Source organism: Pseudomarimonas salicorniae (assembly GCF_023156535.1).
In the GTDB taxonomy this organism is placed as follows: domain Bacteria; phylum Pseudomonadota; class Gammaproteobacteria; order Xanthomonadales; family Xanthomonadaceae; genus Pseudomarimonas; species Pseudomarimonas salicorniae.
The window spans coordinates 1-16,094 of record NZ_JALNMH010000013.1; the positions used below are offsets into that span (position 1 = coordinate 1).

12 protein-coding genes are annotated in these 16,094 nt (G+C 70.6%); 6 read left to right on the forward strand and 6 right to left on the reverse strand.

The window, feature by feature from the left end:
- The 3 genes from M0G41_RS15035 to M0G41_RS15045 form a co-directional block, all read left to right on the forward strand.
- Positions 1-258, forward strand: a 258-nt coding sequence (locus tag M0G41_RS15035) for a DUF1329 domain-containing protein (protein WP_248210703.1), incomplete at its 5' end; no start/stop codon positions are given.
- 113 nt (positions 259-371) lie between these two features.
- Positions 372-1,739 (forward strand): alpha/beta hydrolase, encoded by a 1,368-nt coding sequence (locus M0G41_RS15040; protein WP_248210704.1) that lies wholly within the window; start codon positions 372-374, stop codon positions 1,737-1,739.
- Between the two features lie 81 nt (positions 1,740-1,820).
- Positions 1,821-2,258: a hypothetical protein gene (locus M0G41_RS15045; RefSeq protein WP_248210705.1), complete on the forward strand. Its 438-nt coding sequence runs from the start codon at positions 1,821-1,823 to the stop codon at positions 2,256-2,258.
- A gap of 23 nt (positions 2,259-2,281) precedes the next feature.
- Here M0G41_RS15045 and cueR read toward each other — a convergent pair whose 3' ends face one another.
- From cueR to M0G41_RS15060, 3 genes are all read right to left on the reverse strand, one after another.
- Positions 2,282-2,719 carry a Cu(I)-responsive transcriptional regulator gene (gene cueR, locus M0G41_RS15050; RefSeq protein WP_248210706.1) on the reverse strand — a complete coding sequence of 146 codons (438 nt, stop codon included), beginning with the start codon at positions 2,717-2,719 and terminating at the stop codon, positions 2,282-2,284.
- Positions 2,716-5,166: a heavy metal translocating P-type ATPase gene (locus tag M0G41_RS15055; RefSeq protein WP_248210707.1), complete on the reverse strand. Its 2,451-nt coding sequence runs from the start codon at positions 5,164-5,166 to the stop codon at positions 2,716-2,718. Before M0G41_RS15055 ends, cueR begins: the two co-directional genes overlap by 4 nt.
- 547 nt (positions 5,167-5,713) lie before the next feature.
- Positions 5,714-6,688 (reverse strand): peptidylprolyl isomerase, encoded by a 975-nt coding sequence (locus M0G41_RS15060; RefSeq protein ID WP_248210708.1) that lies wholly within the window; start codon positions 6,686-6,688, stop codon positions 5,714-5,716.
- Positions 6,689-6,870: 182 nt separating this feature from the next.
- Between M0G41_RS15060 and M0G41_RS15065 the strand changes: the two genes are divergently transcribed.
- Positions 6,871-7,821, forward strand: a complete 951-nt coding sequence (locus tag M0G41_RS15065; protein ID WP_248210710.1) for an MBL fold metallo-hydrolase — start codon at positions 6,871-6,873, stop codon at positions 7,819-7,821.
- Between the two features lie 30 nt (positions 7,822-7,851).
- Here M0G41_RS15065 and M0G41_RS15070 read toward each other — a convergent pair whose 3' ends face one another.
- The 3 genes from M0G41_RS15070 to M0G41_RS15080 are packed head-to-tail and all read right to left on the reverse strand — an operon-like array spanning position 7,852 to position 11,796.
- On the reverse strand, positions 7,852-9,297 hold the full coding sequence (locus tag M0G41_RS15070) for an ATP-binding protein (protein ID WP_248210711.1): 1,446 nt from the start codon (positions 9,295-9,297) through the stop codon (positions 7,852-7,854).
- Positions 9,294-10,238 carry a hypothetical protein gene (locus tag M0G41_RS15075; RefSeq protein ID WP_248210713.1) on the reverse strand — a complete coding sequence of 315 codons (945 nt, stop codon included), beginning with the start codon at positions 10,236-10,238 and terminating at the stop codon, positions 9,294-9,296. Before M0G41_RS15075 ends, M0G41_RS15070 begins: the two co-directional genes overlap by 4 nt.
- Before the next feature lie 7 nt (positions 10,239-10,245).
- Entirely contained in the window at positions 10,246-11,796 is a 1,551-nt protein-coding gene (locus tag M0G41_RS15080) for a peptide ligase PGM1-related protein (RefSeq protein ID WP_248210714.1), read from the reverse strand.
- 95 nt (positions 11,797-11,891) lie between these two features.
- On the opposite strand from M0G41_RS15080, the gene M0G41_RS15085 reads away from it, so the two are divergent.
- Both M0G41_RS15085 and M0G41_RS15090 read left to right on the forward strand, forming a co-directional pair.
- Positions 11,892-12,647: an N-formylglutamate amidohydrolase gene (locus M0G41_RS15085; protein ID WP_248210716.1), complete on the forward strand. Its 756-nt coding sequence runs from the start codon at positions 11,892-11,894 to the stop codon at positions 12,645-12,647.
- Between the two features lie 65 nt (positions 12,648-12,712).
- Positions 12,713-16,048, forward strand: coding sequence for a PAS domain S-box protein (locus tag M0G41_RS15090; RefSeq protein WP_248210718.1), 3,336 nt, complete (start codon positions 12,713-12,715; stop codon positions 16,046-16,048).
- Positions 16,049-16,094 lie beyond the last annotated feature (46 nt).

Sequence of the window (16,094 nt, forward strand, 5' to 3'; positions counted from 1 at the left end):
GACGAGGACGGCTGGCAGATCATGGTGATCGACCACTACGACGGCCAGGGCCGTCTGTGGCGGCTGTCCGAGGCGCCGTCGATCAACTACTACGAGGTGCCGACCTTCTGGTCGACGCTGGAGGTCCACAACGACCTGCAGTCCGGTCGCTATCTGGTTTCCGGTATCGACAACCAGGAGACCGTCAACGACTTCGGCTACGACGCGGACCCGGCGAACTTCTCGCCGCAGTCGCTGCGGGTGACCGGCGTACGCTGAGCGGCGCCACCGGACTGCGTGCGGCGTGGCGCCCCCCGGCGCTGCGCCGCACGCGTTGCGCGGCCCTGTCATGGCGGGCAGACTCTCCGGCTTTCGTGCCGAAAGCCCCGTCCGTGGAGTTCGAGTCAGGCCTGCCCGCCCCCTTCATGCTGGGCGACATCCGCGTCGATCCGGCGGCCAGCACCCTCAGCTTTGCGGACGGCCGCATGGAGCGGATCAGCGTGCAGCACATGCAGGTGCTCTGCGTGCTGGCCGCGCGTCCGGGTGAGCTGGTCACTCGCGCGGACCTGATCGAACGGGTCTGGGATGGCAACCACCCGGTCGGCGATCGTGGCATCGGCAACGCCATCTGGGGTCTGCGCAAGCTGCTCGGCGAACGCCGCGACGCGCCACGCTACCTGCAGACGGTGCCGCGCAAGGGCTACCGGCTGCTGGAGGCGGTCCGCCCGCTCGAGACGCCGCGCCCGGCGCCGCCGCCCGGGGCCGCGGTCGCCGGCCGGCGACCCCCGCGGCGCCTGCGCCTTCCCCACTGGTCGCTGGTTCTGGGTGCGCTGCTGGGCCTGCCGATCCTGGCGCTCTGGATGCAGCCCGACCTCGCCCTGCGCGCCGAGTATCTTCGCCAGCGGCTGGCCGCCGGCGGCGGCGTGGTGGAATTCGACGCCGGCGGGACGCGCTGGGTCGGCATCGAAGCCGGGCAGGGCCCGCCGCTGCTGCTGCTGCATTCGTTCGCCAGCAGCAAGGAAGTCTGGCTGCCGTCGATGGCCGCGCTGTCCGCGCGCCGTCACGTGCTGGCCCTCGACCTGCCGGGCTGGGGCGAGAGCGGTCGGGCCCCGCAGGGCCACTACGGCTATGCCGACCAGGCCGAGCGCCTCGGCCAGCTGGTCGCCGCGCGCTGGCCGGGCCAGCGGGTCGACGTGGTCGGCCACGGCATGGGCGCCGGCATCGCGGCGATGTGGGCGGCGCGATACGCCGGGCAGGCCGGGGCCCTGGTCCTGGTCGCGCCGCTCGGAGTGCCGGTAGAGAACGACCTCGCCCGCGGCGCCGCCGGGGGCGATCGCCCCTTCGAAGTGGTCGATGCCTATTCGCTGCAGCGGCAGCTGGCCCTGGTCTTCGACACCGTGCCGCACCTGCCCTGGCCCTTCGAGCAGGCTCTGGTCGAGCGGCGTCGCGCCAGCCTGCCCTTCGAGCGGCAGGTGTATCCGCAGATCGCCCTGCCCGAGCACGGCGCCTGGGCGCCGCTGGCAGCGGCCAGGGCCGTGCAGCGGCCGGTGCTGCTGCTTCGCTGCGCAAACGATCGCGTGGTGCCGGCGCGCAGCCTCAGCGCCTATCTCGACGCCCTGTCGCAGGCCCGTGCGGCCTCCCTGCCGCGCTGCAACCACATGCCGATGATGGAAGTCCCGCAGGCCTTCACCCTGGCCACGCTGGATTTCCTCGAGTCGGTGGAGGCACCGGTCTCCGCGCCGTCGGCATCCATCCGATAGGGCGATCGTTTCGACGCAGCCCGTCTATGGCTCGGCGACCCGGCGGGCTAGGCTCGGGTCGATCCGCCAGAGGCCCGAGCGATGTCCGAATCCGAACGACCCGGCCGCCAGCTTTCCCTTGTCCTCGCCTGGCTGTTCGGCGGGGGAACGCTGGGCTATGTGATGGCGCTGGGCCTTGCGCCCGGATCCGATGCCGCCCTGGTCGCCAGCGTGCTGATGCTGCCGATGGCCATCTTCCTCGGCTGGCTGCTGATGTTCGGCGTCGCCTTCCTGTGGGCGCCCTTCGTTCTGCTGGGCTGGCTGCGCCGTGGCGGGCCGAAGGCCGACCGGGCCGAGGAAGCCGCACGCGGCGAGCAGCGACTGCGCCGGCTGGGTCGGGCCTTCACCCTCACCGCGCCGCTGTGCACCGCGCTGGCCGGATGGGTGTCCGGTGCCTTCTGGCTCTATTTATTGGTTGGCATCGTGCTCGGCCAGCTCATGGCCCGCTCGCAGGCCCTGCGCTCGGTCGAGCCGGAGTAGGGCCTCGCGGCGCCCCTTGCCGCTCAGACATCGCGCTCGCCGCCCAGCTCGTCGAGGATCGGGCAGTCCGGCCGGGCGTCACCGTGGCAGTGGCGCCCGAGGTGCTCGAGGGTGCGGACCATGGACTGCAGTTCGGCGATGCGCGCCTGCAGTTCGGCGACGTGCCCGGCGGCCAGTGCCTTGACCTCGGCACTGGGCCGGGCCGGATCGTCCCAGAGCGCCAGCAGGGTGGCGATACGCGGAATCGCGAAGCCGAGCTTGCGTGCCCGATGGATGAAGCGCAGGCGGTGGATGTCCTCGTCGCGGTACAGCCGGTAGTTGGACAGGCTGCGATCGGCCGCCGGCATCAGGCCGATCGATTCGTAGTGGCGGATCATCTTGGCGCTGACTGCCGAGCGGCGTGCGGCGTCGCCGATCGTCCAGCGGCGCAGCCCGCGCTGCGTGCCCGTCTGCGTGCTCATGTCGCGCTCCCTTCCAATGGATTCCCCGCGCGCGGTCGCCAACGGCGCAGGAGCAGGGTATTGCCGACCACGCTGACGCTGGACAGGGCCATGGCGGCGCCGGCGACCACCGGGTTCAGCAGGCCGGCGGCGGCCAGCGGAATGCCGACCAGGTTGTAGATGAAGGCCCAGAACAGGTTCTGGCGGATCTTGCGCCGGGTGCGGCGGGAGATGTCGATGGCATCGGCCACCAGCCGCGGATCGGGGCGCATCAGGGTGATCGCCGCGGCATGCATGGCGACGTCGGTGCCGCTGCCCATCGCAAAGCCGACGTCGGCGGCGGCCAGCGCCGGCGCGTCATTGAGCCCGTCACCAACCATGCCGAATGCGCCGTCAGCCGCCATCTCGCGCACCGTCTCGGCCTTCTGCCCCGGCAGCACCTCGGCCAGCACGTCGGCCGGCGCAATGCCGACCGCCGCCGCGACGTGCTCGGCAGCCGGCCGCTGGTCGCCGGAGATCATCAGCGTGCGCAGGCCCTGCGCCTGCAGCGCGGCGATCGCAGCGCGCGCGGTGGCCCTTGGCGGATCGGCGAAGGCCAGCATCGCCCGCACCTTCCAGCCCGCGCCGTCGTCTTCGGCCAGCCAGGACAGGGTGCGACCGGCTTCCGCGTGTCGCCGCGCCGCCGCCTCGAACGCGGCGCGCCCGGCCGCGGACTCGTCCATCAGCCGCGCGCTGCCCAGCCGCCAGCGCTGCCCGGCGACCCGGCCCTCGATGCCGCGCCCGGCGAGCACAGCCAGCTCGGCGGCCTCCCTCGGTGCAATGCCGCGTTCAGAGGCTGCCTGCAGCACCGCGCGCGCCAGCGGATGTTCGCTGCCCGCCTGCAGCGACGCGGCGATCGCCAGCAGGGCGGGCTCATCCTCGCCTTCGAGGGCAACCAGGGCCGGGCGGCCCTCGGTCAGCGTGCCGGTCTTGTCGAAGGCCACGCCGCGCAGGGCCTGCGCGTGCTCCAGCGCCTCGGCGTCCTGGATCAGGATCCCGGCGCGGGCAGCGATGCCGGTGCCGGCCATGATCGCGGTGGGGGTGGCAAGGCCGAGCGCACAGGGACAGGCGATGACAAGCACCGCGACCGCATTCAGTACCGCGACCTCCCAGCTCCCGCCGAGCAGGCCCCAGCCGAGCAGGGTGGCGAAAGCGATCAGCACGACGACGGGAACGAACACCGCGCTGATCCGGTCGACCAGCCGCTGGATCGGCGCCTTCTTCGCCTGCGCGTCCTCGACCAGACGGATGATCCGCGACAGGGTCGATTCGGCGCCCACCGCGGTGGTGCGCAGGATCAGCCGACCCTCGCCATTGATCGCGCCGCCGACAAGGACATCGCCGGGCTGCTTGGCGACCGGTAGTGACTCGCCGGTCACCAGGGACTCGTCGCTGTGGCTGCGGCCGTCCAGCACCTCACCGTCGACCGGCACCCGTTCGCCCGGCAGGACCACAACCGTGTCGCCCACCACGACATGTTCCACCGGGATCTCGAGTTCCTGGCCCTCGCGGCGCACGCGTGCGGTGGCCGGACGCAGGGCCTGCAGGGCGCGGATCGCCTCGCTGGCCTGGCGCTTGGCCCGACGCTCCAGCCACTTGCCCAACAGGACCAGGGTGATCACCGCGGCCGAGGCCTCGAAGTACAGCGGCAGCTCGCCGTGGTGCGGCGTGGCCCCGAGCATGTGGTGCACGCTCAGGCCGTAGGCGGCGCTGGTGCCGAGCGCGACCAGCAGGTCCATGTTTCCGGTGCGCGCACGCAGCGCGGCGGCGGCCCCGCGGTAGAAGCCGGCGCCGATCCAGAACTGCACCGGCGTCGCCAGCAGCCATTGCCATACCGCCGGCAGCGCGAGGTGTTCGCCCACTGCCATGCCCAGCATCGGCAGCACCAGGGGCAGCGTGAGCAGGATCGCGATGATCAGGCGCCGGGTTTCCGCCCGGCCCTCGCTGGACCGGGCAGGCGCGGCGGCGGCCTTGGCTCCGGGTGGACCGTCCCCGGGTGGACCGTCGTCGGCTACCCGGTAACCGGCCCCTTCGACGGCCAGGCGCAGGGCCTGCGCGTCGGCTGCGCCGAGCACCCGGACGCGGGCGGATTCCGTGGCCAGATTGACGCTGGCCTCGGCGACCCCGGGGACGCCGGCCAGCGCCTTCTCCACCCGGCCGACGCAGGAGGCGCAGTTCATGCCGAGGATGCCCATCGAGATCTCCTCGATCGCCGCGGCATAGCCGGCCTCCTTGACCGCCGCGGCAATCCGCGCCGCGGACAGCTGGCCGTCGGTGGCCAGCTCGACGCGCTCGCTGGCCAGATTGACGTTGGCAACCAGAACGCCCGGCAGGGCGGCGAGCGCCTGCTCCAGCCGCCGCACGCAGCTGGCGCAGCGCAGCCCGGACACGGCGAAGCCGAGTTGGACGGGCGCGGTGGACAGGTTCATGGCTGACTCCCTTGAAGTGGCGATGGAGCCAGCTTCAAGTCTCCCACGATGGGAAGGTCAAGCGCCCGTCGCCGGCGCCATTCAGCTGCCGCGTCCCCCGTTCGTTCTTGGTTCGCCGGATGGCGGGAAGGGCGCAAAGGAGACATGCATCGGGTGCGGCTGGCCACACCGGACGAACCGTCCGAACGTCCCTCTCGGTGCGCCCCAGAGGCACCCTACAGGAGCCCGCCGACGGTGAGCGGAGCGGCCCGGAGAGCAGGCAGAAAAGCCGATTCCGGTTTCGTTGTCAGGCCCTGGGAACCCGAACCCTCATCCCTGGCCACCCCCCGGCCCGGCGGCCTGCATGCCGCCGGGCGTTCGCAGGCTCGCAGCTGCGCCGCTCGAGCTCCCTGCTTACCCCGCGGGGAGAAGGGAGCCATCGATTGAGCGCGCAAGCGCGAATGTCCGCTTCGCGCCATGCCCCGCCCTTCGGCTGCGCCGGACGAACCCCTGAAATGACACCGCCCGCGCGAGGCGGGCGGTGCGTGTATTGCCGCTGCGACTGCGATCAGGGATCGCAGCGCGTGCCGACCGGCTGGGTCAGGCGCTCGAGGTTCATGCTGCCGTTGCCGAAGGCGCTCTCGTAGCTGAAGGTGGCGGTCTTGCAGCCGTTGAAGCGCACGGTCAGCGTGCCCCAGTCCGGGGTGTTCTGCACCTGGCTCGGGTCGAAGGCGCTGCCGAACTGACCACCCTGGGTGATCTGCATCGGCACCACCACCTCGTCGGCGCCCCAGATGAAGTCGGCCGCGCCGTTCATCCAGACCTGTTGGCCCTGGAAGTAGTCGTACCAGTAGACCACCAGGACGGCGCCGTTTGCGTTGTCCGGATCGCGGGCGATCTCGACGCTGAAGCCGCGGCCGCTCTTCTGCGGGTCGAACCAGGCGCCGGTATGCAGCTCGAGCACCGGGAAGGCATCGACGCGCAGGGCGCGCTTGACGAAGGGCGGGCGGATCGGCTGCTCGCCGCCGGTGAAGCGCGGAGCGGCCAGCATAACGTCGAGGTTGGCGAGGCCGAAGACCACGCGGCCGAAGACCGGATAGCCACTGTCCAGCGCGGCGGAATTGTTGGTGACATTGAAGTAGAAGCCGCCGGTGACAGCATTCAGGTTGGGCTGGCCGGCGCTGTTGGCGGGCAGGGCCGCAGCGATCGTGCCGCGGGTGTTGGACAGGCCGTTCGGCAGGGTCGCGCTGACCGCGTCGAAGTTGGTGACCGGGGCGCCGGTGGCGGTGAATCCACCCCCCTGCACGATGTCGATGCCGTTGCCGTTGCTGTCCTTGCGGGCCACGCGGGCGAACACGGTCTCGGTGTAGCGGCCGGCATCCACGTAGCGCAGGAAGTTGGTGGCGAGGTTGGGAGTGCGCTCGGCATCCAGCTCGATCAGCAGCGGACCGTAGTCGGTGTCGAGCAGCACCAGCGGGTTCTGGGTCTGGGCCTGGGCGGTTGTCGCCACGAGCAGCAGGAGCAGGGTCGAAAAGAGTTTCATCGATGGATTCCGTCGGCAAAGCAGGTTCAGAAAGCTGCGCCCGCGGGCGCGCGCAAGCCCCGCAGCATACCTTGGGCCGGGAAACCCTGTCAGTGCCGGGCTGAACAGGGCCTCGCCACGGCGCAGGTTGACAGGCCGCGCCCACCGGGCACCATCGGCCTTCGCCCGCCGAGGAGGATGCCGTGACCGCCAGTTCGCCGACCGTCCATGTGATCGATACCGGCTTCCATCGGCCGCGCTTCGATGCCGCCTACCTGCTGGTGCACGACGGTCGGGCCGCCTTCATCGACTGCGGCCTGAACAGCTCGGTGCCTCGTCTGCTCCAGGCCCTCGAAAGGGCGGGGCTGGGCGTCGAGGCGGTCGACTGGTTGATCCTCACCCACGTGCACCTCGATCACGCCGGCGGCGCCGGCGAGCTGATGGCGAGGTTGCCCCAGGCCGGGTTGCTGGTGCACCCGCGCGGCGCGCGACACATGGTCGATCCAACGGCCCTGGTGGCCGGTGCCACGGCCGTCTATGGCGCCGAGGAGGTGGAGCGCACCTACGGCACCCTGCGTCCGGTGCCGGCCGACCGGGTGGTCGAGGCGCGCGACGGGCTTCACGTCGAGGTCGGCGGCCTGCGCCTGCGCTGCCTCGATGCGCCGGGCCATGCCCGCCACCACATCGTGATCCACCACGAGGCCGAGCGGGCCTTCTTCACCGGCGACACCTTCGGCCTGTCCTATCGGGAACTGGATGGTCCCTCCGGGCCTTTCATCCTGCCCACCACCACCCCGGTGCAGTTCGACCCCGAGGCCCTCAAGGCCTCGATCCTCCGGATGCTGGCCGCGGGGCCCGAGCGCATGTATCTCACCCACTACGGTCCGGTCGATAATGTCGAACGGCTGGCTGGCGAGCTCTTCGAACAGATCGACGCCATGGTCGCCATTGCCAGGGGGCACGCCGATCTTGCCCCGGGTCCGCGCCACGCGGCCCTGGTTGCAGCACTCGGCCGGCTCTATACGGAGCGTGCCGCGGCCGCCGCCGTGCCGTGCAGCGAAGCCGAGGTGCTCGAGCTGCTGCACATGGACATCGAGCTGAATGCGCAGGGACTGGGGGTATGGCTGGATCGCGAGGCCGCGTCCGGCCGCTAGTGTCCTGTCCCGGCCGGGCCCGGCCAGCATTCAGGTCCGGGCTGGAAGGCTCAGCCAGAACTCGGTCTCGGCCTTCGCCGTGCGCCGGTATCCCACGGTGCCGCCCTGGCGCTCGATCACCCGCTTGACGATCGATAGACCCAGGCCATGCGAGTCCGCCTTGCGCACGTCGGGGCGGACGAAGCTGTCGAAGAGGCGGTCCTGCAGATCATCAGCCACGCCCGGGCCCAGGTCGCGCACCCACATCTTCAGCTGGCCGGCCTGCGGGGGGTCCGAGCCGATCCGCACCCGCGGTGGATCGCCGCCGTAGCGCAGCGCGTTGGACAGGTAGTTGACCAGCGCCTCCTCGATCCAGGGGGCATGTCCGAGGGCCTCTCCGGGACCGGGAATCTGCTCGATGCGGGCGCCCACAGACTCGGCCAGGGCGGCCAGCCGCGAGCAGGTCGCGGCGATCAGTTCGTCCGGCCTGACCGGCTGGCGCGGGACGTCCGCGTCGCTGCGTGCCCTGGCCAGAAGCAGCAGCGCATCGATGATGCGCTCCATCAGCCGGGCGCTGCGAATGATGCTGTCGAGCAGGGTCTGGCGCTGTTCCGGGGGCAGGCGGTCGTCGGCGTCGCGAAGCAGGACGCCGGCACCGCTGAGCGTGGTCAGCGGGTGCTTGAGATCATGGGCGACGGTGTGCGCATAGGCATCCAGCTCTTCGTTCTGGCGTCTTAGCTCGGCGGTGCGCTGGGCGACCAGCTGCTCGAGCTGTCCGCGATAGGCCGACAGCTCCCGCTCGCTCGTCTCGCGCCTTTCCAGCGCCTCGGCCAGCCTGCCCCGCATCTTCTCGAAAGACGAGACCAGGCGGCCGAGCTCGCTGCTGGTCGGCACATCCGCTGATGCCGCGATCGTGCTTCGCGAGAGATCGTCGAGCTCCAGGGCGTCGGCGGTTTCCGCCAGTGCCTGCAGCGGGCGACTCACCCAGCGCCTGAGCAGGAACAGCGTGAGAAGCGCAGCCATCGCCAGGGCCACGAGGGTGCCGACCGCCATAGCCTGGAGTTTCACCAGGATCTGCTCGACGAGATGCGCCTGATGCAGCTCGACCTCGATCCGGCCGAGTTCGAATCGTTCGCCGGCATCTTCGTAGATGAGCGGAAAGCGGCGCGTGGCCAGCGCCGCCTCGCCGAGCGGAGCGCCTCGCTGGCTACGCTGGCCCATCTCGTCAACCAGGGCCACGGCGCCCACCTCGGGCAGCTGCTGGATGCCGTCGAGCAGCACGTCGACGCGCGCCTGATCGATCACCCACAGGCTGCTGGCGAGGCTGGGCAGATAGCTTTCCTCGATCTCGACGAGGCGCTGCAGGGCGCTTTCCCGGGCCTCGCGCCAGAGCAGCCAGGCTTGCAGCACCGCGGTGAGAAGGGCCGCGGCAAGGCTGCCCAGGAGCACAGCAAGCGCCACCTTGAGGCCCAGGCTGTGTGGCCCACCCCTCGTCATGCGAAGGTCCTCGGATCCAGCCAGAGGGCCTCATCCGCGAGCGGCGTGAGAGGGGGCAGCTGTTGGTTGCTGAGCTCGACCACGCGGCGCGTGGAAAGCGCTGCCGCGCGCAGCTCGGCGCCGTAGCGATCGAAGAAGCGTTGGTCGAAGTCGCCGTCCACGAGCATCTGCCGCAGGCCGTGCTCGATGGCGGCGGCCAGGCGCGGCCGCTGCGGATTGACGAAGAAGTAGAGCGGCGCCGGATAGTGCAGCACCCAGTCCGGGGCCACGGCCAGGTCGAGGGCGGGATGGCTGGCTATCTCGGGGCGGATCTCGGCCAGGGAGCGTGGCACATGGACCACCCTGCGGCGCGCCAGCATCTGGAAGAGGCTTTCATAGGTCGGGGCCGGGGTCACGTGGAAGCCGTTGTCGGCAAGCACCCGGAAATCCGGCCAGTCATGGCCCTGGGCGCAGCGCAGCGCCCGCAGCGAGGCAGCATCCGGCAGCGACGCCAGGGCCCCTGCGTCCAGCGCCCGGATCAGCGGCAGCCGCCAGCCTAGCAGTCCCTTGTCGAGGGGAATGCGTACCGGGATCAGATGGCGCTCGCGCTCGGTGCTGGTGAGGGTCCAGGCGACGTCGAGGCCGCGGTCGAGCTGCAGATGCCGGAGCGACCGCGACTGGGTGAGGTCGCGTGGGGCGGGCAGCGCCCGGAAGCCTTCGCCCGAGCGCCGCAGGGCCGCCTTCAGCAGCTGGATCGGCAAGACGCTTCGCGCATCCGCGCGCAGCGATTCCGGCCAGGCATAGATGACCTCGGTAGTTTCCGCCCGGGTCTTGCCGAGCATCGGCAGGCAGGCCAGTGCGCCCAGCATCTGCCGGCGGCGCGGATTGATGCCCGGGGACCTCGCGTCGTTCAGCACTGACTCCGTGGCGTCGCGCCCCGACCAGACTACGGGACCCGCCACTCAAGGCTCAAGCGCGCGCCTTGTCGCCGGAGACCGCCCCGGTTTCCCGATCGAGGATCGCCACCGCCTCGTCGAAGGCCTTCTGCGCGCGCTTCTCCCCCGGCGCGATCGAGACCAGACCCAGCTTGCCGTACTCGGACAGCGCGCCGATGAGGTTGAACACCACGCCTTGCTGGCGCAGGGTGTCGAAATGCAGTCCGTTCTGCACCAGCACGTCGATCAGGTCGGTCGGGGTCAGGCTGCGGTAGGCGGGATTCTCGAGGTTGTCGCTGGCGACGTAGCAGAGCCGCGCACCGAGCGGGGTGATGAAGGCGCCGGGGTCGGGTTCGTAGCGGCCGCCGGTCAGGAACTGCAGCATCTGGAAGGGCAGGGTGGTGCCGCCCTTGCGCAGGTTGATCTCGATCGCCTGCATCGGCTCCGCGGCTTCGGCGCAGTGCAGGAAGTCGATCGAGAAACGGCCGAGCACGCCCTCTTCGCGCAGCACCTGGGCGACGCGCGCTGCCGCCTCGTGCAGTGCGGGACGATAGCGGGCCTCGGCGGGAAAACGGCTGCCGAGGAACACCTGTCCGCTGCGCCCGCCCAACTGCTGGTCGTGGGTGGAGATCAGCTCGATGCCGCCCAGCGGGTTGATCCGCATCTGCACCGAGGGCGATGCCTTGTTCTCGCCCTCGATCCAGGCCTCGACGATGCCGCCCATGCGGCGGAACTTGTCGAGGAAGGCCTCGCCATCCATGCCTTCGGCCTCCGGCTCCAGCGCCGCGTCCAGTGCCGTATCGACGCGGGCCGCATCGGCGGTATCGGGCAACCTCGCCAGCGGCAGCCGCGCGTTGCCGTCACCGGAGAAGCCCTCTTCCAGCTTCACCACCACCCGTTTCAGCGACGGGTGATCGCGGCGCAGGGCGAGGATGGCCTCGGCCAGCTGGCGGCGGTCGGCGAGATCCTCGTGGCCGGCGGGCAGGGCGACGCCGGCGCGGCGGAAGGCCTCGCGGCTGCCGCTCTTGCTGCCCCAGCGTGACAGTCGCGGATCGCAGGCGTACATCGGAATGCCGAGCAGGCAGGCCAGACGCGCCTCGTCGACGCTCGAGTTGAACACCGAGAGATGGGCATGCCGGGTGTCGCCGATGGCGTCCCGGATGCGCGCCAGCAGACGCGGCCGGGCCAGGATCTTCGAGGTCAGCGGCTCCGGCGAGGCATCATGCGCGCTGAGCAGGGTCAGCCTGCGACGGGCGTGCTGCCCGGGCACGCCGGGCAGCAGGCCGAGGTAGTAGTCGACGATGTCGGGGTCGAGTGGGGTGCTGGTGACGAACACCACCCGCGTGTTGGGCAGGCGCAGCAGCATCAGCATGCTGAGCATGCGCTCCTCGTAGAAGCGCACGCCCTTGACCTTGGACAGCACCTCGGCATCGAGGCTGAGTCCCGGCACCACGACCACACCGCGCGGCGCCGCCGGGTCGGCGAAGACGTGTTCGAAGAGCGGGGCGAGCCGCTTCTGCAGGCGCTCGAACGCGGACCAGTCGGGTCCGTCCACCGCGCCTGTGGCAGGGAATAGGCTGCTCATCGGCGTCCGTCCAGGGTTTGCATCGAGCTTGCCGGCGCCATGCCGCGGGGTCAAACCGCTTGGCATCGTGGCGCCGGGGCGGCCAGACTGCACGCATGCCCTCGCCCTCGCCCAGCCCCTATCTGCTGCAGCCCGGACGCCGCCATGACCTGATGCTGCTCTGCGACCACGCCGGCAACCAGGTTCCCGACGATCTGGACGGGTTGGGGCTGGACGCCCGGGAGCTGGCGCGGCATATCGGCTGGGACCTGGGGGCGCTGGCCGTGGCGCGAATCCTGGCCGAGCGTTTCGATGCGCCCCTCTGGGGCTGTCTCGACTCACGCCTGCTGGCCGATCCCAATCGTTCGCCCGACCATCCCGATCTGATCCTGGCCCAGTCGGAGGGGACCTTCGTGCCGGGCAACGAGCGGCTGCCCCAGCCCGCCCGTGAGGCCCGCATCGCCCGTTTCCATCGCCCCTACCACGACGCCCTGGAGCAGGCGGTCGAGGAGCGCCTCGGCAGGGGAGCGCGGCCCTTCCTGCTCTCGATCCACAGCTTCGAGCCGGTCTATGCCGGCCTGCCACGTCCGTGGCCCGTGGGCGTGCTGTGGAAGAAGAGCGACGCGCTGGCCAGGCGCGTGGTCGCCGCCCTTGAACGCAGGGTGGATCCGGTTGGATGCAACGAGCCCTATGACGGACGGGTCGCGCTTGGCCACACCCTCGAGACCCACGCCATCCCGCGGGGACTGCCCCAGCTGCTGATCGAGATCCGCAACGACGGGATCGCCGATGCGGCGGGCCAGCAGCACTGGGCCAAGCTGATCGGCGCCGCGCTGGAGGCGGCGCTGCCGGAGTTCATCGACCCCCGCTGAGCGCCCGCCGTCGATAAGCGGCCAGCGTGCGTGGTCTAATGATCCGACCCTGATGGACGACTCCCGTGCAGCCACCGCCGCTTCCCGAGGATGAGACCGGACGCCTGCAGGCGCTGACGCGCAGCGGTCTGCTCGATACGCCCGCCGAGGAGCGTTTCGATCGTCTGACGCGGCTGGCCTGTGCCTTGTTCTCGGTGCCGACGGCCCTGGTCTCCCTGGTCGATGCGCGCCGGCAGTGGTTCAAGTCCAGGCAGGGCCTTGCCGCCGAGGAGACGCCGCGCGATATCTCCTTCTGCGGCCACGCCATCCTCGATGCGCCGGTGATGGTGGTGAACGATGCTCGCGAGGATCCCCGTTTCGCCGACAATCCGCTGGTCTGCGGCGACCCGCGTATCCGCTTCTATGCCGGCGCCCCGCTGCACTTCGAGGGCCACCGCCTCGGCACCCTGTGCCTGATCGACAGCAAGCCGCGCTCATTCGACGAGGGTCAACTCACGCTTCTGCGTGATCTCGCCATCCTGGTCGAGCAGCAGATCGAGAACGTCGAGCTCGGTCGGCTGCTGCTCCGCCAGCAGGCCGATGCCGAGCGCCTGCGCGTCAGCGAATGGCGGATGACCTCGCTGATCGAGGGATCGGGGGTAGGCACCTGGGACTGGAACATCGAGCGTGATCGCATCGAGGTCAGCGCGCGCTGGGCGGCGATCATCGACCGGCCCCATCGCGAGCTGTCCGCGATGAGCCTGGCCGACTGGGAGCGGCTGGTGCATCCGGAGGACCTGCATGCCGCAAGGCAGGCGCTGCAGGCCCACCTCGATGGCGAACGCAGCGACTACTTCGCCGTCTACCGCATGCGCCACCGCGACGGCCATTGGGTTTGGTGCGAGGACCGCGGCATGGTGGTCGAGCGCGACGCCCGGCGCGGGCCGCTGCGCATGACCGGCACCCATGCCGACATCAGCGAAGAGAAGCGCCGGGAGCACGAGCAGAGCGAAGCCATGCGCCTGGTCCGCGCCCAGGCCGATCTCGCGCTCGACGCCGATCTGCTCGGCGCGCCGGTCGAGCAGGCCTGGCCGCAGCTGGCCCGGCGCCTGCGCGAGGCGCTGCACGTCGGACGGGCCAGCGTCTGGCTGTTCGACGAATCCGGCGACGAGATGCACTGCGTGGCGCTCGCGGGCCCCGGCGGGCTCGCCGAGCGCACCGGCAACGTTCTGCGGCGCGCCGATTACCCCAGCTACTTCGCCGCACTTGCCCGGCAGTCGATGGTCGCCGCGAACGACGCGGCCAAGGACCCGGCGACGGCCGAGTTCGGTACCGGTTACCTTGAGCCACTGGGCATCGGTGCGATGCTGGATGCGGTCATTCCCGGTGAGCGGGGACCGCGCGGCGTGCTCTGCGCCGAACACATCGGCGGCAGCCGCGAATGGAGCGCCGCGGAGTGCGGCTTCGCCAGTGCCGCTGCGGCCTATGCTGCCCAGATCCTGGTTCGCGACGAGCGCCAGGTCGCCTCGCGCAAGCTGGTCGAGCGGGAGGAGCACTACCGCTCGCTGGTCGAGGATGTGCCCGGCGCGGCCTTCCTGCGCAGTCACCAGCGAAGCTGGCGTTTCCAGCACCTCAGCGACGGCGTCGAGGCGCTGACCGGCTATCCGGCCGAGGCGTTCATGGGCCCCGAAGGGCGCAGCTTCGGCTCCCTGATCGCCGCGGAGGATGCCAGCCGCCTGGCGCGGGCCATTGAACGCGCGGTGGCCGACGGCGGTCATTGGGAGTGCGAGTACCGCATCCTATGCCGGGACGGCAGCCAGCGCTGGGTGGCCGAGCGCGGTCACCCGGTGCCGGGCCGGAACGGCGAACCCCTGTTGCTCAGCGGTTTCATCCACGATATCGACAACCGGCGCCGCGCCGAGCAGGAGCGTGCCAGGGTGTCCGCCCTGCTCCAGGCGGTGCTCGACTCGGCCTCGGAGATCTCGATCATCGCCACCGACCGCGAGGGCCTGATCACCCTGTTCAATTGCGGCGCCGAGCGGCTCCTCGGCTACCGGGCCGAGGAGATGGTCCACAAGCGCACCCCCGAGGTCCTCCACGTGCCGGATGAGGTGCTGCGTCGGGGTGCCGAGCTGGAGAAGGAGCTGGGCGAACCGGTCAGCGGCTTCCGCAGCTTTGTGGCGCTCGCCGAGCGACGCGGCTCGGATGTCCGCGAATGGACCTATGTGCATCGCAGCGGCCGGCAGGTCCCGGTGATGCTGGCGGTGACCCCCATCCACGGGGAGGGTGGGGCCATCGAAGGCTATCTCGGCGCCGCGGTCGACATTTCCACGCAGCGCCAGGCCCTGGCCGAGCTGCAGGTGTCCCAGCGCGAGCTGCGCCGTTTCTTCGACCTCTCGCTCGGGTTCATGGCGATCATCGATCGACGCGGCCGACTCCAGCGGGTCAACGCCACCGTACTGCGCGTGCTCGACTACTCCGAGGAGGAGCTGATTGGCCGACCGCTGGTCGAGTTCGTTCACCCGGACGATCTGCTGCTCACCGCCAACCGCTTCGACGAGCTGGAGAAGGGCGCCCGGGAGGTGCAGCTCGAGCACCGCATGCGGCGCAGCGACGGGGGTGACGTCGACCTGTTCTGGAGCCTGGCCCTTGATCCGGATACCGGGCGGATCTACGGCGCCGCGGTGGATGTCACCGAGCGCCAGCGGGTCGAGCGGATGAAGGCCGAGTTCATCTCCACGGTAAGCCACGAACTGCGCACGCCGCTGACCTCGATCAATGGCGCGCTCAGCCTGGTCGCCAGCGGCGCCCTCGGCACCCTGCCGGAGAAGCCCGACCAGCTGCTCAAGGTGGCGCTGGGAAACGGGCAGCGCCTGGCGATCCTGATCAACGACCTGCTCGACATGGAGCGACTGGCCGCGGACCGGATGAAGTTCGATCTCGACTGGCACGATATCGCCGAGGTGCTGACCTCGGCCCTGCTCGCCAACGAGCCCTTCGCCGCTGAACGTGGCGTTGCACTGGTCAGCGCCGAACTGCCGAGCGGCGTCCAGGTCCAGGTGGACCTCAATCGATTCCTGCAGGTGATGGGCAACCTGCTGTCCAATGCCATCAAGTTCTCGCCGGCGCAGGGCATGGTCGAGGTCTTTGCCGTGCCCGACGGGGACCGGGTCCAGGTGTCGGTGCGCGACGAGGGTCCGGGCATACCGGGGGCCTTCCGTTCGCGGATCTTCCAGAAGTTCAGCCAGGCGGACAGCTCGGATATCCGCCAGCGCGGGGGCACCGGGCTCGGGCTTGCCATCTCCCGCGAACTGGTGGAGCGCATGGGCGGCCAGATCGGTTTCCATTCGGTGGAGGGCGAGGGGGCTACCTTCTGGGTGAGCCTGCCCGCGCGCCGCGCGACAGAGGGCCCCCAGGGCTGAGGAGTTTGCCGATTGCGGATCGGCGCCGCGGGTGTTTCCCTATGCG

Excerpts from the sequence above, each read along its gene's own strand:
- cueR (WP_248210706.1), bottom strand. The coding sequence starts at position 2,719 with ATGAGCACGCAGACGGGCACGCAGCGCGGGCTGCGCCGCTGGACGATC.
- M0G41_RS15085 (WP_248210716.1), top strand. The coding sequence starts at position 11,892 with ATGCCCTCGCCCTCGCCCAGCCCCTATCTGCTGCAGCCCGGACGCCGC.
- M0G41_RS15055 (WP_248210707.1), bottom strand. The coding sequence starts at position 5,166 with ATGAACCTGTCCACCGCGCCCGTCCAACTCGGCTTCGCCGTGTCCGGG.
- M0G41_RS15070 (WP_248210711.1), bottom strand. The coding sequence starts at position 9,297 with ATGACGAGGGGTGGGCCACACAGCCTGGGCCTCAAGGTGGCGCTTGCT.
- M0G41_RS15080 (WP_248210714.1), bottom strand. The coding sequence starts at position 11,796 with ATGAGCAGCCTATTCCCTGCCACAGGCGCGGTGGACGGACCCGACTGG.
- M0G41_RS15045 (WP_248210705.1), top strand. The coding sequence starts at position 1,821 with ATGTCCGAATCCGAACGACCCGGCCGCCAGCTTTCCCTTGTCCTCGCC.
- M0G41_RS15060 (WP_248210708.1), bottom strand. The coding sequence starts at position 6,688 with ATGAAACTCTTTTCGACCCTGCTCCTGCTGCTCGTGGCGACAACCGCC.